We start from the raw sequence: 14,438 nt of genomic DNA, 5'->3' as shown, positions 1-14,438 counted from the left end.
GACTCCCGAAACCTAGAGACGGCGTCCGCCGTCGACGTACAGCGTCTGGCCGGTGACGAACCCGGCGTCGTCGGAGGCGAGGAACGCGACAACGCCCGCGATGTCGTCGGGCGTGCCGACCCGGCGCAGCGGCGTGATCCCGGCGGTCTTGGCCTGCAATTCCTCGGCGCTCACGCCCATCCGGGCGGCGGTGGCGGCGGTCATCTCGGTGGCGATGAAGCCGGGCGCAACCGCGTTGACCCGGATGCCGAACGGGCCGAGTTCCATCGCCAGCGTGCGGGTCAGGCCCTGGATGCCCGCCTTGGCCGCGGCGTAGTTGGCCTGCCCGCGATTGCCCAGCGCCGACACGCTCGAGGTGTTGACGATCGCGCCGCCGCCGCGCTCCACCATGTGCTTCTGCGCGGCCCTGCTGCACAGGAACGCCCCGCGCAGGTGCACCGACACGACGGTGTCCCAGTCGTCCACCGACATCTTGAACAGCAGGTTGTCGCGCAGCACGCCGGCGTTGTTCACCAGCACGTCGAGCGAGCCGAGGTCGGCGACGGTGCGCGCCACGGCGGCGGCCACCGAATCCTCGTCGGTGACATCGCAACCGAGCCCGATCGCGGTGCCGCCCGCGGCGTTGATCTTCCCGGCGGTCAGCACGGCCGCGTCGGCGTCGAGATCGACGACGGCCACGGCGCAGCCGGCGGCCGCCAGGCGGGCCGCGGTGGCCGCGCCGATGCCGCGGGCCGCTCCGGTGACGAAGGCGGTTCTGTGGGTCATGGTTCGTACTCCTCTGTCAGACAATGGCGTTCACACCGGTGAGGGCGCGGCCGATGAGCAGCTTCTGGATCTGGGTGGTGCCCTCGTAGAGGGTCAGCACGCGCGCGTCGCGCAGGTACTTGGCGACCGGGTACTCGTCGATGTAGCCGTAGCCACCGAAGACCTGGATCGCGTTGTTGGCGGCCTTGACCGCGGCCTCGGAGGCGAACAGCTTCGCCATCGAGGCGGCGGTGCCGAACGGCTCGCCCCGGTCGACGAGATCGGCGGCACGCCAGGCCAGCAACCGCGCGGCCTCGGTCTCCACGGCGATGTCGGCGAGCAGTTCCTGCACCAGCTGATAGCCCGCGATCGGCTTGCCGAACTGCTCGCGCTCCCCGGCGTAGCGCACCGCGGCCTCGAGGCAGGCGCGCGCCAGGCCGACACAGCCCGCGGCCACCCCCATCCGCCCCTTGTCCAGCGCCGCCATCGCGATCCGGAAGCCCTGGCCTTCCGCGCCGAGGCGCAGCGCGTCGGGGACCCGGACCCGGTCCAGGACCAGTTCGGCCGTGGCCTGTCCGCGCAGCCCGAGCTTGCCCTTGATCTCGGTCCGGCCGAAACCGGGCGAATCGGTCGGGACGAGGAAGGCGGTGACACCCTTCGGTCCCGGTCCCCCGGTGCGCGCGAACACCAGTGCCACGTCGGCCCAGGTGCCGTTGGTGATGAAGATCTTGGTGCCGTCGATGACCCAGTCCGCCCCGTCCCGGGTGGCGCGGGTGATCAGGTTGGCCGCGTCGGACCCGGTCCCCGGCTCGGTCAGCGCGAAGCACCCGAGCTGCTCGCCCGCGCACAGCGGCGGCAGGAAACGGCGCTTCTGCTCCTCGGTGCCGTAGGTCGCGATCGACTTGCCGACCAGCCCCAGCGACACCGACACGATGCCGCGCACCGCGCTGTCGCCGCGGCCCAGCTCCTCCAGCAGCACGCAGTAGGCCAGGGCGTCCCCGCCGGAGCCGCCGTACTCCTCGTCGATCCCGATGCCGAGGAACCCCAGCGCGCCGAGCTTGCCGACGATCGCCGGGTCGACCGATTCCGCCCGATCCCACTGGGCGGCGTGCGGGACGACTTCCTTGTCCACCCATGTGCGGGCGAGCTCGCGCAGGTCGCTGTGCGCTTGCGTGAGTGCGAGATCCATCGGACCACTCCTGAACCAAACGGTGTTAGGTTTACTCGGGCACCGTATCCTACCGCCGTTCGGTTAATCAAGGGCCGAAATGCCCATCGGTGATAGCGTTCGAATCCCCACCGACCCCGAGCAGACGAGGAGTGGCGTATGGCGAGGCCGCGCGTACCGCTGTTGAGCCGCGAACGCATTCGCGACACCGCGCTGGCCATGATCGACCGGGACGGCCTCGCCGAGGTCTCCATGCGCAAGCTGGCCGCCGAACTCGGCGTGCAGGCCGCCTCGCTGTACGGCCACTACCCGAACAAAGACGACCTGTTCGACGACATCGCGACGGGCATCATGAGCCACGTCGACACCTCGGGCTTCGACACCCTGCCCTGGGATGACGGACTGGCCGCCTGGGCCCGCAGCTACCGGACGGCGCTGGTCACGCACCCGAACTTCGTGCCCTACCTCGCCGCGGGCCCCGGCAGGCGCGCGGAGAACCTGCGCGCGGCCGACGCCGTGCACGGCGGCCTGGTGGGCGCGGGCTGGCCGCCGCGCTACGCGACCATGATCGGCGCGGCCACCCGCTACCTGGTGATGGGGTCGACGGTGGGGTCGTTCGCGGGCGGTTTCGCCGACGACGTGCAGGTCTACCGGGACCGCTACCCGCACCTGAACCAGGCGCACCTGCTGCGCGCGGTCGCCGAGGAGATCGACGACGACAGCTTCGAGCTGGCCCTGACCTCGTTCATCGCGGGCCTGCGCGGCACCTACGCGAGCGTCGTCAGCCCCGACTGAGCCCACAGACGACGACGGGACCGGTGGCGTCTACGCAATCGCTCCCTCGCGCCATCGGTCCCGTCGCCGGGTCCCCCGTCTCGGGGGTTCGCCTACATCGAGGCGATCAGCCGATCGACCCGCTCGTCGACCGACCGGAACGGATCCTTGCACAACACGGTGCGCTGCGCTTGATCGTTCAACTTCAAATGCACCCAATCGACCGTGAAATCGCGGCCCGCCTCCTGCGCGGCGGTGATGAAGTCACCGCGCAGCTTGGCGCGGGTGGTCTGCGGCGGGGTCTCCACCGCCGCGTCCACGGCCTCGTCCTCGGTGATCCGCTTGGCCAGACCCTTGCGCTGCAGCAGGTCGAAGACGCCGCGACCGCGCTTGATGTCGTGGTAGGCCAGGTCGAGCTGGGCGATCTTCGGATCGGACAGCTCCATGTTGTAGCGGTCCTGGTAGCGCTGGAACAGCTTGCGCTTGATCACCCAGTCGATCTCGGTGTCGACCTTGGCGAAGTCCTGCGCCTCGACGGCGTCGAGGGTGCGGCCCCACAGGTCGACCACCGCGTCGACCTGCGGATCGCGGTCGCGGTTGCGGAGGTGCTCGACGGCGCGGGCGTAGTACTCGCGCTGGATCTCGAGCGCGCTGGCCTGCCTGCCGCCGGCCAGCCGCACCGGACGGCGACCGGTCAGATCGTGGCTGACCTCGCGGATCGCCCGGATCGGGTTGTCGAGGGCGAAATCGCGGAACGAGACGCCCGCCTCGATCATCTCCAGCACCAGCGACGCCGTGCCCACCTTGAGCATCGTCGTCGGCTCGGCCATGTTGGAGTCGCCCACGATCACGTGCAGGCGCCGGTACTTCTCGGCATCGGCGTGCGGCTCGTCGCGGGTGTTGATGATCGGGCGCGAGCGGGTGGTCGCCGAGGAGACGCCCTCCCAGATGTGCTCGGCACGCTGCGAGAGGCAGAACGTGGCCGCCTTGGGCGTCTGCAGCACCTTGCCCGCACCGCAGATGAGCTGGCGGGTGACCAGGAACGGCAGCAACACGTCGGAGATCCGGGAGAACTCGCCCGCGCGCACCACGAGGAAGTTCTCGTGGCAGCCGTAGGAGTTGCCCGCGGAGTCGGTGTTGTTCTTGAACAGGTAGATGTCGCCGCCGATGCCTTCCTCGGCGAGCCGCTGTTCGGCGTCTATCAGCAGGTCTTCCAGCACCCGCTCGCCCGCCCGGTCGTGGGTGACCAGCTGCACCAGGCTGTCGCATTCTGCCGTGGCGTACTCGGGATGCGATCCGACGTCGAGGTACAACCTGGCACCGTTTCGAAGGAAGACATTAGAGCTACGGCCCCAGGACACCACCCGGCGGAACAGGTACCGGGCCACCTCGTCGGGGGACAGCCGACGGTGACCGTGGAAGGTGCATGTCACACCGAACTCGGTCTCGATCCCCATGATTCGTCGCTGCACACTATCGACACTACAGCCATGACCAGGGCCCGCGCGGCGCTCCGGACATCCCATTCGCATACGTGTTCACAACGATTCGGACAGCGAACGACCCCGGCGAGCACGACGAGAACGGCCCCCGGACCGGATCGGTCCGGGGGCCCGTTCATGATCATGACGGCGGGGTCTACTCCCCCGCGCCGTCCTCGGGCTCGGGCAGCTTCGCTTCCTTCACGGCTTTCGCCTTCGGCGTACCGAGCGCCTTCTCCAGGGCCGCACCCTGCAGCCGGCGGAACGCCCGGCGGGGCCGGGACTGCTCGAGCGTGGCCACCTCGAGGGAGGACTCACCGAGCACGCGCTTGTCCTTGTCGGCCTCGGGCTGACCGGCCTGCAGCGCCCCGATCGCCACCTTCAGCGCCTCGTCCAGGGTCAGACCCGGCTTGTAGGCGGCCTTGAGCGCGGTCACGATGGGCTCGGTGGTGCCGCCCATGACGACGTACTCGCGTTCGTCGACGATCGACCCGTCGAAGGTGATCCGGTACAGCACCGAGGTCGGCGACTGTTCCGGATACCCGACCTCGGCGACACACAGCTCCACCTCGTAGGGCTTGAGCTGATCGGTGAAGATCGAGCCAAGGCTCTGCGCGTAGAGGTTGGCCAGGCCACGGCCGGTGACATCGCGCCGGTCGTACTGATAGCCCTTGAGGTCGGCCTGCAGGATGCCGCCGCGGCGCAAGGCCTCGAACTCGTTGTACTTGCCGACCGCGGCGAAACCGACGCGGTCGTAGAGTTCGCTGACCTTGTGCAACGTCGCCGAGGGGTTCTCGGCGACGAACAGCACGCCCTTGTCGTAGACCAGCACCACCACACTGCGACCGCGACCGATGCCCTTGCGGGCGAGCTCGGTCTTGTCGCGCATGATCTGCTCGGCCGAGGCGTAATACGGCAGCGTCATAGGACGGCGCCCCCTTCTTCCGCGGCTTCCCGGTCGGCGATAACGCCGCGGGCGATCTCGGCCAGGCGGTCCTCGCCCACCTCGGTCGCGCCCTCGGCGTCGATCACCACCGCTGTCGGGTAGATGCCGCGCAGCATGTCCGGACCACCGGTGGCGGTGTCGTCGTCGGCGGCGTCGAACAGCGACTCCACCGCGATCCGCAACGCCCGGTCCTGATCGAGGCCGCGCTGGTAGAGCTTCTTCAGCGAGGACTTCGCGAACATCGAACCGGAGCCGACCGCGGTGTAGCCGAACCGCTCCTCGCTGCGCCCGCCGACCACGTCGTAGGACACGATGCGGCCGGATTTGTCGAGGTCGGCGATCTGGTCGTCGTAGCCGACGAGGATCGGCACGACGGCCAGGCCCTGCAGGGCGGCCGGCAGGTTGTCGCGGACCATCTTCGACAACTTGTTGGCTTTACCGTCGAAGGTCAGCGGCACGCCTTCGATCTTCTCGTAGTACTCGAGCTCCACCGCGAACAGCCGGATCATCTCGATCGCGATGCCCGCGGTGCCCGCGATGCCCGCCGCCGAGAAGGTGTCGGTGATGTACACCTTCTCGGTGTCGCGACTGGCCAGCAGGTTGCCCATGGTGGCCCTGCGGTCGCCCGCGATGAGCACGCCACCTCGATAGGTGACCGCGACGATGGTGGTGCCGTGCGGCGCCAGATCCTTCGCCGCGGTCAGATCCGAGGCGCCGAACCTGTTGCCGGGCAACAGGTCCGGAGCGTGCATGCGGAGATGTTCGGTGAACGAGGAGAGAGCCTGCCCCGCGTGGAGGCGCAACGGGTCACCTGAGGTCACTGGCCGCCCTTCTGCACATATGCCCGCACGAAGTCCTCGGCGTTCTCCTCGAGCACGTCATCGATCTCGTCGAGCAGGTCGTCGGTTTCCTCCGCGAGCTTCTCGCGGCGTTCCTGACCCGCCGCGTCGACGCCCTCGGGACCCTCGTCCTCGTCGCCACCCCCGGCGCGCTTGGTCTGCTCTTGTGCCATGGCAGCCGACCTCCTCTTTCCTCATCATGACCGCGACCTTTCGGATGAGCACGGTCGGCGATCATGAGCGATGTTCGTGCTCGTCCCACAACCCTACCGAGCCGATCCGACAAGGTGGTCTATTAGCGATCGGATTGTCGCCCTGTCGTGCCGGAAAACGCCTCAGTGCGTGAGCTGGTCGACCAGGTCGGCGGCCGACTGCGCGGCGTCGAGCAGCTTCCCGACGTGCGCTTTCGTGCCGCGGCGCGGCTCCAGGGTGGGAATTCGCACCAGCGAATCGCCGCCGAGGTCGAAGATCACCGAATCCCAACTGGCGGCGGCGATATCGGCGCCGAACCGGCGCAGGCACTCACCGCGGAAGTACGCGCGGGTGTCGGTCGGCGGCTTGGTCATCGCGTCGAGCACCTGCTGCTCGCTGACGAGCCGCTTCATCGAGCCGCGCGCCACCAGGCGGTTGTAGAGGCCCTTGTCCAGGCGCACATCGGAGTACTGCAGGTCCATCAGGTGCAGCTTGGGCGCGGCCCAGCCCAGGCCCTCGCGGCTGCGCATGCCCTCGAGCAGGCGTAGCTTGGCCGGCCAGTCGAGCAGGTTGGCGCACTCCATCGGGTCGCGCTCGAGCAGGTCCAGGACCATGGCCCAGTTGTCGACGATGTCGCGCACGCGCGGGTCGTCGTTGCCCTCGCGGTCGATGAACTTGGCGACGCGCTCGTGGTAGAGCCGTTGCAGCGCAAGGCCGGTCAGCTCGCGGCCGTCGGCCAGCGCCACGGTGGCGCGCAGCGACGGGTCGTGGCTGATCTGGTGCACCGCGGTGACCGGGCGGGCCAGCTGGAACTCCGAGAGGTCCTCGCCCGCCTCGATCAGATCGAGCACCAGCGCGGTGGTGCCGACCTTCAGGTAGGTCGACATCTCGGCCAGGTTGGCGTCGCCGATGATCACGTGCAGGCGCCGGTACTTGTCGGCGTCGGCGTGCGGCTCGTCGCGGGTGTTGATGATGCCGCGCTTGAGCGTGGTCTCCAGGCCGACCTCCACCTCGATGTAGTCGGCGCGCTGGGACAGCTGGAAGCCCGCATGGTCGCCGGACTGGCCGATGCCGACCCGGCCGGACCCGCAGATCACCTGGCGGGAGACGAAGAACGGCGTGAGCCCCGCGATGATGTGGCTGAACGGGGTGTCGCGGTTCATCAGGTAGTTCTCGTGGGTGCCGTAGGAGGCGCCCTTGCCGTCGACGTTGTTCTTGTACAGCTGCAGGCGCGGGGCGCCGGGGACGCTGGAGGCGTGCCGGGCGGCGGCCTCCATCACCCGCTCGCCCGCCTTGTCCCAGATGACCGCGTCCAGCGGGTCGACCACCTCGGGCGCGGAGTACTCCGGATGGGCGTGGTCGACGTAGAGCCGGGCGCCGTTGGTGAGGATCATGTTCGCCGCGCCGACCTCGTCGGCGTCGATCACGGGAGCGGGTCCGCTCATCCGGCTCAGGTCGAAACCACGCGCGTCACGCAGCGGGGATTCCACCTCGTAGTCCCAGCGCGTCCGCTTGGCCCGCGGTACGCCCTCGGCGGCGGCGTAGGCGAGAACGGCCTGGGTGGAGGTGAGGATCGGGTTGGCCGTCGGCTCCGTGGGGGTCGAGATGCCGTACTCGACCTCGATTCCGATGATGCGCTGCATGCTGTCGAGCCTAGGCGACGGGCCCGACGCGCACCGGCATCTCGGCCCAGCGGCCTCCGGCGCCCCGGGCTCACCCGCGCGGACGCAGGCCGGTGAGCAGCCCGGCGACGTCGCCCGCCGCCTGAGGACAGATCGTTCGCGGGCGATCGGGCGCACCCCGGTCCCCCGCTCGGCGGACCCGGGGTGGTCCTCGCGGGCGATCCGGCGGGCGGGGCCAGGCCGAGATACTCGAAGCCATGAGCGAATCCGTGCAACAGCTCACCGGCGAGGTGACCGAACGGCCCACCCGGCTGCTCGCGCTCGATGTCCTGCGTGGCATCGCGATCCTGGGCACCCTCGGCACCAATATCTGGATCTTCACCGATCCGGCCGGGTTGACCGGCTACATCGACGGGCTCGGCGCCGCCGCGACCGACGGCTGGCTGTGGACCGAACGGGTGCTCCAGCAACTGGCCCAGGGCAAGTTCCTCGGCCTGCTGACGGTGATGTTCGGGATCGGGCTGGCCATCCAGCAGGATTCGGCCCGGCGCGGCGGACGCCGCTGGCCGGGCCGCTATCCCGTGCGAGCGGGCCTGCTGTTCCTGGACGGCCTGGTGAACTTCCTGCTCGTCGCCGAGTTCGACGTCCTGATGGGATACGCGGTCACCGGCCTGGTCGTCGCCTACCTGCTGGCGACGAGCGACCGGGCGCAACGCCGGTGGCTGATCGTCGCGGCGTCGATCCACGTGACGATGCTGACCCTGATCGCGGCCGCCCTGACCTTCGCGCCCGCCGCGGAGCCGTCCGCTGCCGAACCCCTCGACCCGAATCCCTACGCGGACGGCTCCTTCTGGGATCTGGTGCTGTTCCGGATCGAGAACGCCGGGGCCTTCCGGGTGGAGGCGATCTTCGTCTTCCCGATGTCGGTGGCGCTGTTCCTGCTCGGCGCGCGGCTGTATCGCGCCGGGGTGTTCCAGCCCGCGGGGGCGCGCATCCGCCGCCGGCTGCTGGTGATCGGCTTCGGCATCGCGGCGCCGCTGGACTTCACGGTCGGTGTCTTCGGTGGCGGCGACCTGGTGCTGCTCACCCGCTACGGCACGGCGCCGTTCGTCGCGCTTGGCATTCTCGCGGCGGTCGCGGAGTTCTATCTGCGCCGGTCGCGGGTCGGCTACGCGGGGGCGCGGCTGAGCGAGGTCGGCCGGACGGCGCTGAGCTGCTACATCCTGCAGAACCTGATCGCCGGAATGCTCTGCTACGGCTGGGGTTTCGGGCTCGCCGCCAGCGTCGCACCGTCCGCGCGGGTGCCGTTCACGATCGGGATCTACCTGCTGGTGGTCGTCCTGATCACGATGTTCGCCCACTTCTGGTTGCGCCGCTTCGAGCGCGGCCCGGTCGAATGGCTGTGGCAGCGCACCTATCAGCTGCTCACGCCGGCGGGGTGAGTCAGCGCAGCCGCTCCGCCGGTGGCGGGGCGGCATCGGGCGCGACCAGCAGGTCGGCCACCAGCGAATCCCGTTGCAGCGGGACACCGAGACTGCGGGCATTGCCCTCGAACAGCGACAGCACCGACTCGGTCAGGATGCCCTGGATCTGTTCGGCCGACAGCACCGGCTCCGGGTCGGCGCGCCAGCTGGCGACCACGCCGTCGACGAGGCCGACCATGCCGAAGGCCATCGGCCGGGCACGGGCGGGATCGATCCCGAAGCGGGCCAGCGTGGCGGCGAACATGTCGGCCAGCTGCCCACCGACCTGGCGCCCCGCGCCGCCCAGGGTGGCGGCGCCGCCGTCGGGCGCGGCGTCACCGAGGAAGCGGTGCAGGTTGGGGTGGCGTTCGATCCAGCCGAGGTAGGTGCCGATGGCGCCGCGCACCGCGTCCTTGAGCGTCCCGTCCGGCTCCAGCGCGGGCAGCAACTCCGCGAGCAGCAGCTCCAGGATGCGCTGGCGGGCGAGGGCGTCGAGTTCGGCCCGGCCGCCGACGTGCCGGTACACCACCGGCCGGGGCAGGCCCAGGTGCTCGGCGATCAGCTGCACCGAGATCTCGAGCCCGTGTTCGTCGATCACCTCGATCGCGGCATCGATCATCTCCGCCCGGCGGCGGGCCTTGTGGCCGTGCCAGCGGGTGGCGCGCCCGTCACCGACGGGCTGCGCGTCCTGGGCGGAAGGTGCAGTCACAGTGCCAACGATACCCGGACCGGAGGTGACCGTGACACAGCGTTCCACCAACCACCCGCCGCCGATCGGTATGCTCGGCGGCATGCGGTCCCGGGCAGTGCTGATGGCGTACGCGGTGCTCGCGTGCGTGCTGCCCGCGTTCGTGCTGCTGACGACGCCCGGCGGCGACACCGCCCGCATGCTGGCCTTCGGCGCGGTCGCCGCGGCCATGGTGTGCGCGCTGGTCGCGATCACCACGCACCGGCAGCTGCCGGTCCGGGTCGCCACCGCCGGTCCACCCCGCTCGGCCGAGCGCCGCCTGCGGGGTTCCTTTCTGCGCCAGAGCAATCCGGACGCCGCGGGCCGCCCACGTCCGCGAGCACCGGGGATCGATCACCACTGACGGGTAGCGCCGTGCGCGCCACCGGTCGGCTGCCGTGATCCCACCCCCTCTCGTGCGCGCTCGCGCACGCTGTCCGGACAGGTCGTTCCGTCATGCTCGATTTCGTGTACTTCCCGGTGTCCGCCGTGCTCTGGTGCTGGCACCGGCTCCTCGCCGTCCCCCTCGGTCCCGCCGACGGCCTCGCCTGGCTGCTGGCCGTGGTCGCCCTCGTCGTCACCGTCCGCGCGCTGCTGGTCGTCCCGGCACTGCGGCAGGCCCGCTCCCAGGCCGTGCAGCGGTCCCTGCGACCTCAGCTCGACAAGATCCGTGCCCAGCACCCCGGTGACCAGCGCGCGCAGGCCGAGAAGACCCGGGCGCTGCACCGCGACCACGGGGTGCGCCTGTTCGGCGGGTTCGTCCAGATGATCGCCCAGGCCCTGGTGTTCCTCGGCCTGTTCCATGTCCTGCGCTCGTTCGACCGCACCGGCGCCTACGCGGTCGGCCCGTTCGCCTCGACCGATGCCCCGCTGCCGCCCGCGGTGAACAGCGCGACGCCGAACTATCTGTTCGGGGTGCGCGAGGTGAACGCCTTCCTCGACGCCAGGGTCTTCGGCGCTCCGCTGTCGGCGACCCTGACCGGGGCGGGCGAGGTGTTCGTCTCGGTCGCCGCGCTCGCGATTCCGCTGGTGCTGATCACCGCGCTCGCCACCCACCTCACCGCCCGGCTGACCCCGCCCGCGACCGACGCCACGTCCGCGATCCTGCGCCGGTTGTCGCTGTGGGTGTTCCCCGTGGGCGCGCTGGTCAGCGGCGCGATCCTGCCCGTCGCCGTGCTCACCTACTTCGCCACGAACGCGGTGTGGACGTGTGGGCAGCAGTATCTGATCCGCCGCAGGCTCGACGCCGAGGCCGCCGCCGCGGCGGCGCTGTCGGCCGCGCGCGCGAAGGCGGCCGCACCGCGACCGGGGGTGAAGCCGACACGGCAGCGCCGCTGAGGCGCGTTACCCTCGGGCGGTGTCTGCGCATCCGGAGTCGGAACTGCTCGCCGTGTACGACGCCGCCGGTGCGGTGATCGGCGCGGCCGAGCGGGGCACGGTCTATCGCGAGGGGCTCTGGCACGCCAGCGCGGGCGTGCTGGTGCGCTCCACCGACGGCCACCGGATCTATGTCCACCGGCGCACCGACAGCAAACTCGTCTTCGCCGGCCTGCACGACTGCCTGGCCGGGGGCGTCGTCGACGCGGGCGAGGATCCGGCCGACACCGCCCGGCGCGAACTCCGCGAGGAACTCGGCATCACGCCGGGTGCCGACACGCCGATCACCTTGCGCGCCACCGCGTCCTGGGACGGCAGCTGGGCGGGCAGGCCGCTGCGCTGCCACCTGTTCGGCTACGAGATCCGCTCCGACGGCCCGGTCCGCCACCAGCCGTCCGAGATCGCGGACGGCTGGTGGTGGACCGACGCCGAACTCCGGGCCCACCTGGCCGATCCGGCCTGGCCGTTCGTCCCCGACACCCGGATCCTGCTCGGCGAGCTGCTGGCTCAGTAGACGATCACCTGCCAGGTCTGCATGCTGAACGGCAGGTCACAGGCGGTTTCCGAGTGGAAGCCGCCGAACGCGGGCTGCCCGTAGCGCTCGTAGCTGCTGAACCAGCTCCACCAGGCCCAGCAGGTGACCCGAACCTGGTGCCAGACCGGGTCGCCACACTGGGAGAAGGCGCCGGTGCCGGCGATGGGGTTCACCGAGCAGTGCCCCGGTGGTTGTGCCTGGACGGGCCCGGCGAGCAGAGTCGAGGCGCCGATGAGACCGGCGGCCGTGGCTCCCACAGCGATCTTGCGTAGAGACTTCATGACAACCTCCCACCGCGTGGAGTTCCCGCTGTCGAACCCGCCGGCATCCACGTTCGGTTCGATATCCGCCTCGGGACACCGCGTCCCGATGATGTGATCTACATCACTCGAACCGCGGTCGCCGTTACGCCCTCGTCCGAAGAGTTATCGCCGGGCAAGCCACGATCAGTCGAGCGACCGCAGCGATTCCTCGTCGCGGGCCACCACCGCGCCACCGTCGGCGGTGAGCACGATCGGACGCTGGATCAGCTTGGGGTGCTCGGCGAGTGCGGCCAGCCACCGGTCGACATCGGCGTCGGTCCGACCCCAGCCCGCCATGCCGAGATCCTTGGCGATCTGCTCACCGGTGCGGGTGATGTCCCACGGCCGCGCGCCGAGCCGGGCCAGCACCGCGCGCAGTTCCTCGACCGTCGGCGGATCGTCGAGGTAGCGCCGCACCGTGTACTCGACTCCGGCGGCGTCCAGGTGCGCGGTGGCGTTGCGACTCTTCGTGCAGCGGGGGTTGTGCCAGATCTCGGTCATACCCGCAGCGTAGTGGGCGGGCACGGACGCGAACTGCGGGCGCGGGCGCACCGGCCGATACTGGAGGGATGAGCGACACCGCGCCCTCCGAAAACCCGTACGGCACACCGACAACCACCGGTCCCGAACCGATCCGCCCCTCCCAGGGCCGGGTCAACGCCATCGTCCGCGGCCTGCTGAAGGTGCCGGTGCTGTCCGGCATCGTCGGCAAGCGGCTGGCGACCCTGCACGTCACCGGCCGCAAGTCCGGCACGGTCTACGACGTCCCGGTCGCCTACACCGTCCACGACGGCACGCTGCTGATCGGCACCGCCCTGCGCCCGTGGGTCAAGAACCTGCGCGGCGGCGCCGAGGTGCGCCTCTCGCGCGGCCGATCCCCCGAATCCTTCACCGCCACCGTGCATTCCGACGAGCAGGCGGTGCTGGACCTGTACACGGTGATCGCCCGCGACAACAAGCAGAACGCCAAGTTCAACGGCATCGGCTTCACCGCCGACGGCGAGCCGTCCAAGGCCGACATCTACCAGACCTGGCAGCAGGGCGGCGTGGTCGTCGAGCTGACCCCGCGCTGACCGCACGACGACGGCCCGGCGGACCCAACCGCCGGGCCGTCGTCGGGCCGGCCTACTTGCCGCCTTCGGTGGGCGTGACCTGGGTGGGCTGGAATCCGGCCCCGGTCACATCGACGCCGGCGGCCCGCAGCTGATCGAGGGCCTTGGTGACGTACTCGGTGGTGTAGGCGTCGGGGCCGGGATCCTTGGTCAGCACCGTCGCGCCCTCGGCGTTCCTGGTCTCCTTGGCGATGGTGACCGTGCGGTCCCAGGCCGCCTTGTCGACGGTGCCGATCCCGGCGGGCGAGGGCCAGATCAGCTTGTTCACCTCGTTGATCTGCCACTGCTGGTGCCCGGCGCCCAGCGTCGCGCCCGCGGCGACGGTGATGTCACGGCACTTGTCGAGGTTGTCCCGGCAGAACGCCCAGCCCTTCAGCGAGGCGACCAGGAACTTCACCGTCTGCTCCTGGTACTTCGGATCCTTCAGCTTCTCGGTGTTGGCCCACAGCGCGTCCTGCAACATCGCCACACCTTCGGCATTCCAGTCGATGGTGGTGAAATCCTCGGCGGTGTAGAGCTTTCCGGTGGCCGGGTTCTTCGTCTCGAGCAGCTGGGCGTACTCGTTGTAGGACATGGCCTGGGCGGCGGCGATGTCCTTGGCGAGGAACGCGTTCATGTCGAACTGCTGCTGGACCAGTTTCACGTCCTTGGCCGGGTCGATGCCCGCCTTGGTCATGCCGGCGAAGAGCTCGAATTCGTTGCCGTAGCCCCAGTTCCCGACGGTCTTGCCGCGCAGGGCGGCCGGTCCGGTGATGTTGTCGGCCTTGAACGAGACCTGCTTGGTGCCCGAACGCTGGAACACCTGCGCGATCTCGGTGATGCCGGCACCCGCCTCCCGCGAGGCCAGCGCCTTGGGCACCCAGGCCACCGCGTAGTCGGCCTGCCCCTGGGCGAGCACGGTCTGCGGGACGATGTCGGTGCCGCCGTCGAGGATCTCCACCGACAGCCCCTGCTCCCGGTAGAACCCCTGGTCGACGGCGGCCAGGTACCCGGCGAACTGGCCCTGTTTGAACCACTGCAACTGCAGTTTCACCTTGGTGAGACCGTCGGCGGTGGTCTCCGAGGCGGTGTCGGTGGTGCTGCAGCCGGTCAGCGCGGCGGCGGCGAGCGCGGCCAGCGCCAGACAACTGCGCAGCCGGAGTGCGGTCTTGCTCAT

Annotated in this window: 17 protein-coding genes; 6 read left to right on the top strand and 11 right to left on the bottom strand. The window is 70.1% G+C overall.

The window, feature by feature from the left end; genetic code table 11:
- Nucleotides 1-12 precede the first annotated feature (12 nt).
- Together fabG and ACFYWJ_RS18750 are read right to left on the bottom strand one after the other, a co-directional pair.
- Nucleotides 13-765 (bottom strand): 3-oxoacyl-ACP reductase FabG, encoded by a 753-nt coding sequence (gene fabG, locus ACFYWJ_RS18755; protein ID WP_355275495.1) that lies wholly within the window; start codon nt 763-765, stop codon nt 13-15.
- A 16-nt stretch (nt 766-781) separates the two neighbouring features.
- Complete coding sequence (locus ACFYWJ_RS18750) at nt 782-1,933, bottom strand: acyl-CoA dehydrogenase family protein (RefSeq protein WP_355275497.1); 1,152 nt, start codon at nt 1,931-1,933, stop codon at nt 782-784.
- A gap of 138 nt (nt 1,934-2,071) precedes the next feature.
- Here ACFYWJ_RS18750 and ACFYWJ_RS18745 point away from each other — a divergent pair, with 138 nt between their 5' ends.
- Nucleotides 2,072-2,707, top strand: coding sequence for a TetR family transcriptional regulator (locus ACFYWJ_RS18745; protein ID WP_355275498.1), 636 nt, complete (start codon nt 2,072-2,074; stop codon nt 2,705-2,707).
- 92 nt (nt 2,708-2,799) lie between these two features.
- On the opposite strand, the gene pafA is transcribed toward ACFYWJ_RS18745, so the two are convergent.
- The 5 genes from pafA to dop all read right to left on the bottom strand — a co-directional run bounded on the left by pafA (nt 2,800) and on the right by dop (nt 7,787).
- Complete coding sequence (pafA, locus tag ACFYWJ_RS18740) at nt 2,800-4,158, bottom strand: Pup--protein ligase (protein ID WP_355275500.1); 1,359 nt, start codon at nt 4,156-4,158, stop codon at nt 2,800-2,802.
- Nucleotides 4,159-4,324: 166 nt separating this feature from the next.
- A complete protein-coding gene (gene prcA / locus ACFYWJ_RS18735; protein ID WP_355275502.1) occupies nt 4,325-5,092 on the bottom strand; it encodes a proteasome subunit alpha in 768 nt (255 codons plus the stop codon).
- Nucleotides 5,089-5,865 (bottom strand): proteasome subunit beta, encoded by a 777-nt coding sequence (gene prcB / locus ACFYWJ_RS18730; RefSeq protein WP_355275503.1) that lies wholly within the window; start codon nt 5,863-5,865, stop codon nt 5,089-5,091. Before prcB ends, prcA begins: the two co-directional genes overlap by 4 nt.
- 65 nt (nt 5,866-5,930) lie before the next feature.
- Entirely contained in the window at nt 5,931-6,125 is a 195-nt protein-coding gene (locus ACFYWJ_RS18725; protein WP_019047503.1) for a ubiquitin-like protein Pup, read from the bottom strand.
- Between the two features lie 162 nt (nt 6,126-6,287).
- On the bottom strand, nt 6,288-7,787 hold the full coding sequence (gene dop, locus ACFYWJ_RS18720) for a depupylase/deamidase Dop (protein WP_355275505.1): 1,500 nt from the start codon (nt 7,785-7,787) through the stop codon (nt 6,288-6,290).
- Nucleotides 7,788-8,023: 236 nt separating this feature from the next.
- Here dop and ACFYWJ_RS18715 point away from each other — a divergent pair, with 236 nt between their 5' ends.
- Nucleotides 8,024-9,208, top strand: coding sequence for a DUF418 domain-containing protein (locus ACFYWJ_RS18715; RefSeq protein WP_355275507.1), 1,185 nt, complete (start codon nt 8,024-8,026; stop codon nt 9,206-9,208).
- A 1-nt stretch (nt 9,209) separates the two neighbouring features.
- Here ACFYWJ_RS18715 and ACFYWJ_RS18710 read toward each other — a convergent pair whose 3' ends face one another.
- Nucleotides 9,210-9,938 (bottom strand): TetR/AcrR family transcriptional regulator, encoded by a 729-nt coding sequence (locus tag ACFYWJ_RS18710; RefSeq protein WP_355275509.1) that lies wholly within the window; start codon nt 9,936-9,938, stop codon nt 9,210-9,212.
- Between the two features lie 82 nt (nt 9,939-10,020).
- Between ACFYWJ_RS18710 and ACFYWJ_RS18705 the strand changes: the two genes are divergently transcribed.
- From ACFYWJ_RS18705 to ACFYWJ_RS18695, 3 genes are all read left to right on the top strand, one after another.
- Entirely contained in the window at nt 10,021-10,320 is a 300-nt protein-coding gene (locus ACFYWJ_RS18705; RefSeq protein ID WP_355275511.1) for a DUF6412 domain-containing protein, read from the top strand.
- A gap of 92 nt (nt 10,321-10,412) precedes the next feature.
- Nucleotides 10,413-11,294, top strand: coding sequence for a membrane protein insertase YidC (yidC, locus tag ACFYWJ_RS18700; protein WP_355275513.1), 882 nt, complete (start codon nt 10,413-10,415; stop codon nt 11,292-11,294).
- 19 nt (nt 11,295-11,313) lie between these two features.
- Nucleotides 11,314-11,847 carry an NUDIX domain-containing protein gene (locus ACFYWJ_RS18695; protein ID WP_355275515.1) on the top strand — a complete coding sequence of 178 codons (534 nt, stop codon included), beginning with the start codon at nt 11,314-11,316 and terminating at the stop codon, nt 11,845-11,847.
- Here ACFYWJ_RS18695 and ACFYWJ_RS18690 read toward each other — a convergent pair.
- Nucleotides 11,841-12,149 (bottom strand): hypothetical protein, encoded by a 309-nt coding sequence (locus ACFYWJ_RS18690; protein ID WP_355275517.1) that lies wholly within the window; start codon nt 12,147-12,149, stop codon nt 11,841-11,843. The two genes, ACFYWJ_RS18695 and ACFYWJ_RS18690, sit on opposite strands and share 7 nt — an antisense overlap.
- A gap of 165 nt (nt 12,150-12,314) precedes the next feature.
- Nucleotides 12,315-12,671: an arsenate reductase family protein gene (locus ACFYWJ_RS18685; protein ID WP_355275519.1), complete on the bottom strand. Its 357-nt coding sequence runs from the start codon at nt 12,669-12,671 to the stop codon at nt 12,315-12,317.
- 68 nt (nt 12,672-12,739) lie between these two features.
- Between ACFYWJ_RS18685 and ACFYWJ_RS18680 the strand changes: the two genes are divergently transcribed.
- The gene (locus ACFYWJ_RS18680; RefSeq protein WP_355275521.1) at nt 12,740-13,243 is read left to right on the top strand and encodes a nitroreductase/quinone reductase family protein; all 504 of its coding nucleotides are present in this window, start codon (nt 12,740-12,742) and stop codon (nt 13,241-13,243) included.
- Nucleotides 13,244-13,295: 52 nt separating this feature from the next.
- On the opposite strand, the gene ACFYWJ_RS18675 is transcribed toward ACFYWJ_RS18680, so the two are convergent.
- Entirely contained in the window at nt 13,296-14,438 is a 1,143-nt protein-coding gene (locus tag ACFYWJ_RS18675) for an ABC transporter substrate-binding protein (protein WP_355275523.1), read from the bottom strand.

Source organism: Nocardia sp. NPDC003269 (assembly GCF_042888005.1).
GTDB lineage: Bacteria > Actinomycetota > Actinomycetes > Mycobacteriales > Mycobacteriaceae > Nocardia.
This window is presented reverse-complemented; position numbering and strand designations above follow the sequence as displayed.

Bases quoted from the DNA above. Each gene is read 5' to 3' on its own strand.
- fabG (WP_355275495.1), bottom strand. From the start codon at position 765: ATGACCCACAGAACCGCCTTCGTCACCGGAGCGGCCCGCGGCATCGGC.
- ACFYWJ_RS18750 (WP_355275497.1), bottom strand. From the start codon at position 1,933: ATGGATCTCGCACTCACGCAAGCGCACAGCGACCTGCGCGAGCTCGCC.
- ACFYWJ_RS18745 (WP_355275498.1), top strand. From the start codon at position 2,072: ATGGCGAGGCCGCGCGTACCGCTGTTGAGCCGCGAACGCATTCGCGAC.
- prcA (WP_355275502.1), bottom strand. From the start codon at position 5,092: ATGACGCTGCCGTATTACGCCTCGGCCGAGCAGATCATGCGCGACAAG.
- prcB (WP_355275503.1), bottom strand. From the start codon at position 5,865: ATGCACGCTCCGGACCTGTTGCCCGGCAACAGGTTCGGCGCCTCGGAT.
- ACFYWJ_RS18725 (WP_019047503.1), bottom strand. From the start codon at position 6,125: ATGGCACAAGAGCAGACCAAGCGCGCCGGGGGTGGCGACGAGGACGAG.
- dop (WP_355275505.1), bottom strand. From the start codon at position 7,787: ATGCAGCGCATCATCGGAATCGAGGTCGAGTACGGCATCTCGACCCCC.
- ACFYWJ_RS18715 (WP_355275507.1), top strand. From the start codon at position 8,024: ATGAGCGAATCCGTGCAACAGCTCACCGGCGAGGTGACCGAACGGCCC.
- ACFYWJ_RS18705 (WP_355275511.1), top strand. From the start codon at position 10,021: ATGCGGTCCCGGGCAGTGCTGATGGCGTACGCGGTGCTCGCGTGCGTG.
- yidC (WP_355275513.1), top strand. From the start codon at position 10,413: ATGCTCGATTTCGTGTACTTCCCGGTGTCCGCCGTGCTCTGGTGCTGG.
- ACFYWJ_RS18690 (WP_355275517.1), bottom strand. From the start codon at position 12,149: ATGAAGTCTCTACGCAAGATCGCTGTGGGAGCCACGGCCGCCGGTCTC.
- ACFYWJ_RS18685 (WP_355275519.1), bottom strand. From the start codon at position 12,671: ATGACCGAGATCTGGCACAACCCCCGCTGCACGAAGAGTCGCAACGCC.
- ACFYWJ_RS18680 (WP_355275521.1), top strand. From the start codon at position 12,740: ATGAGCGACACCGCGCCCTCCGAAAACCCGTACGGCACACCGACAACC.
- ACFYWJ_RS18675 (WP_355275523.1), bottom strand. From the start codon at position 14,438: ATGAGCAAGACCGCACTCCGGCTGCGCAGTTGTCTGGCGCTGGCCGCG.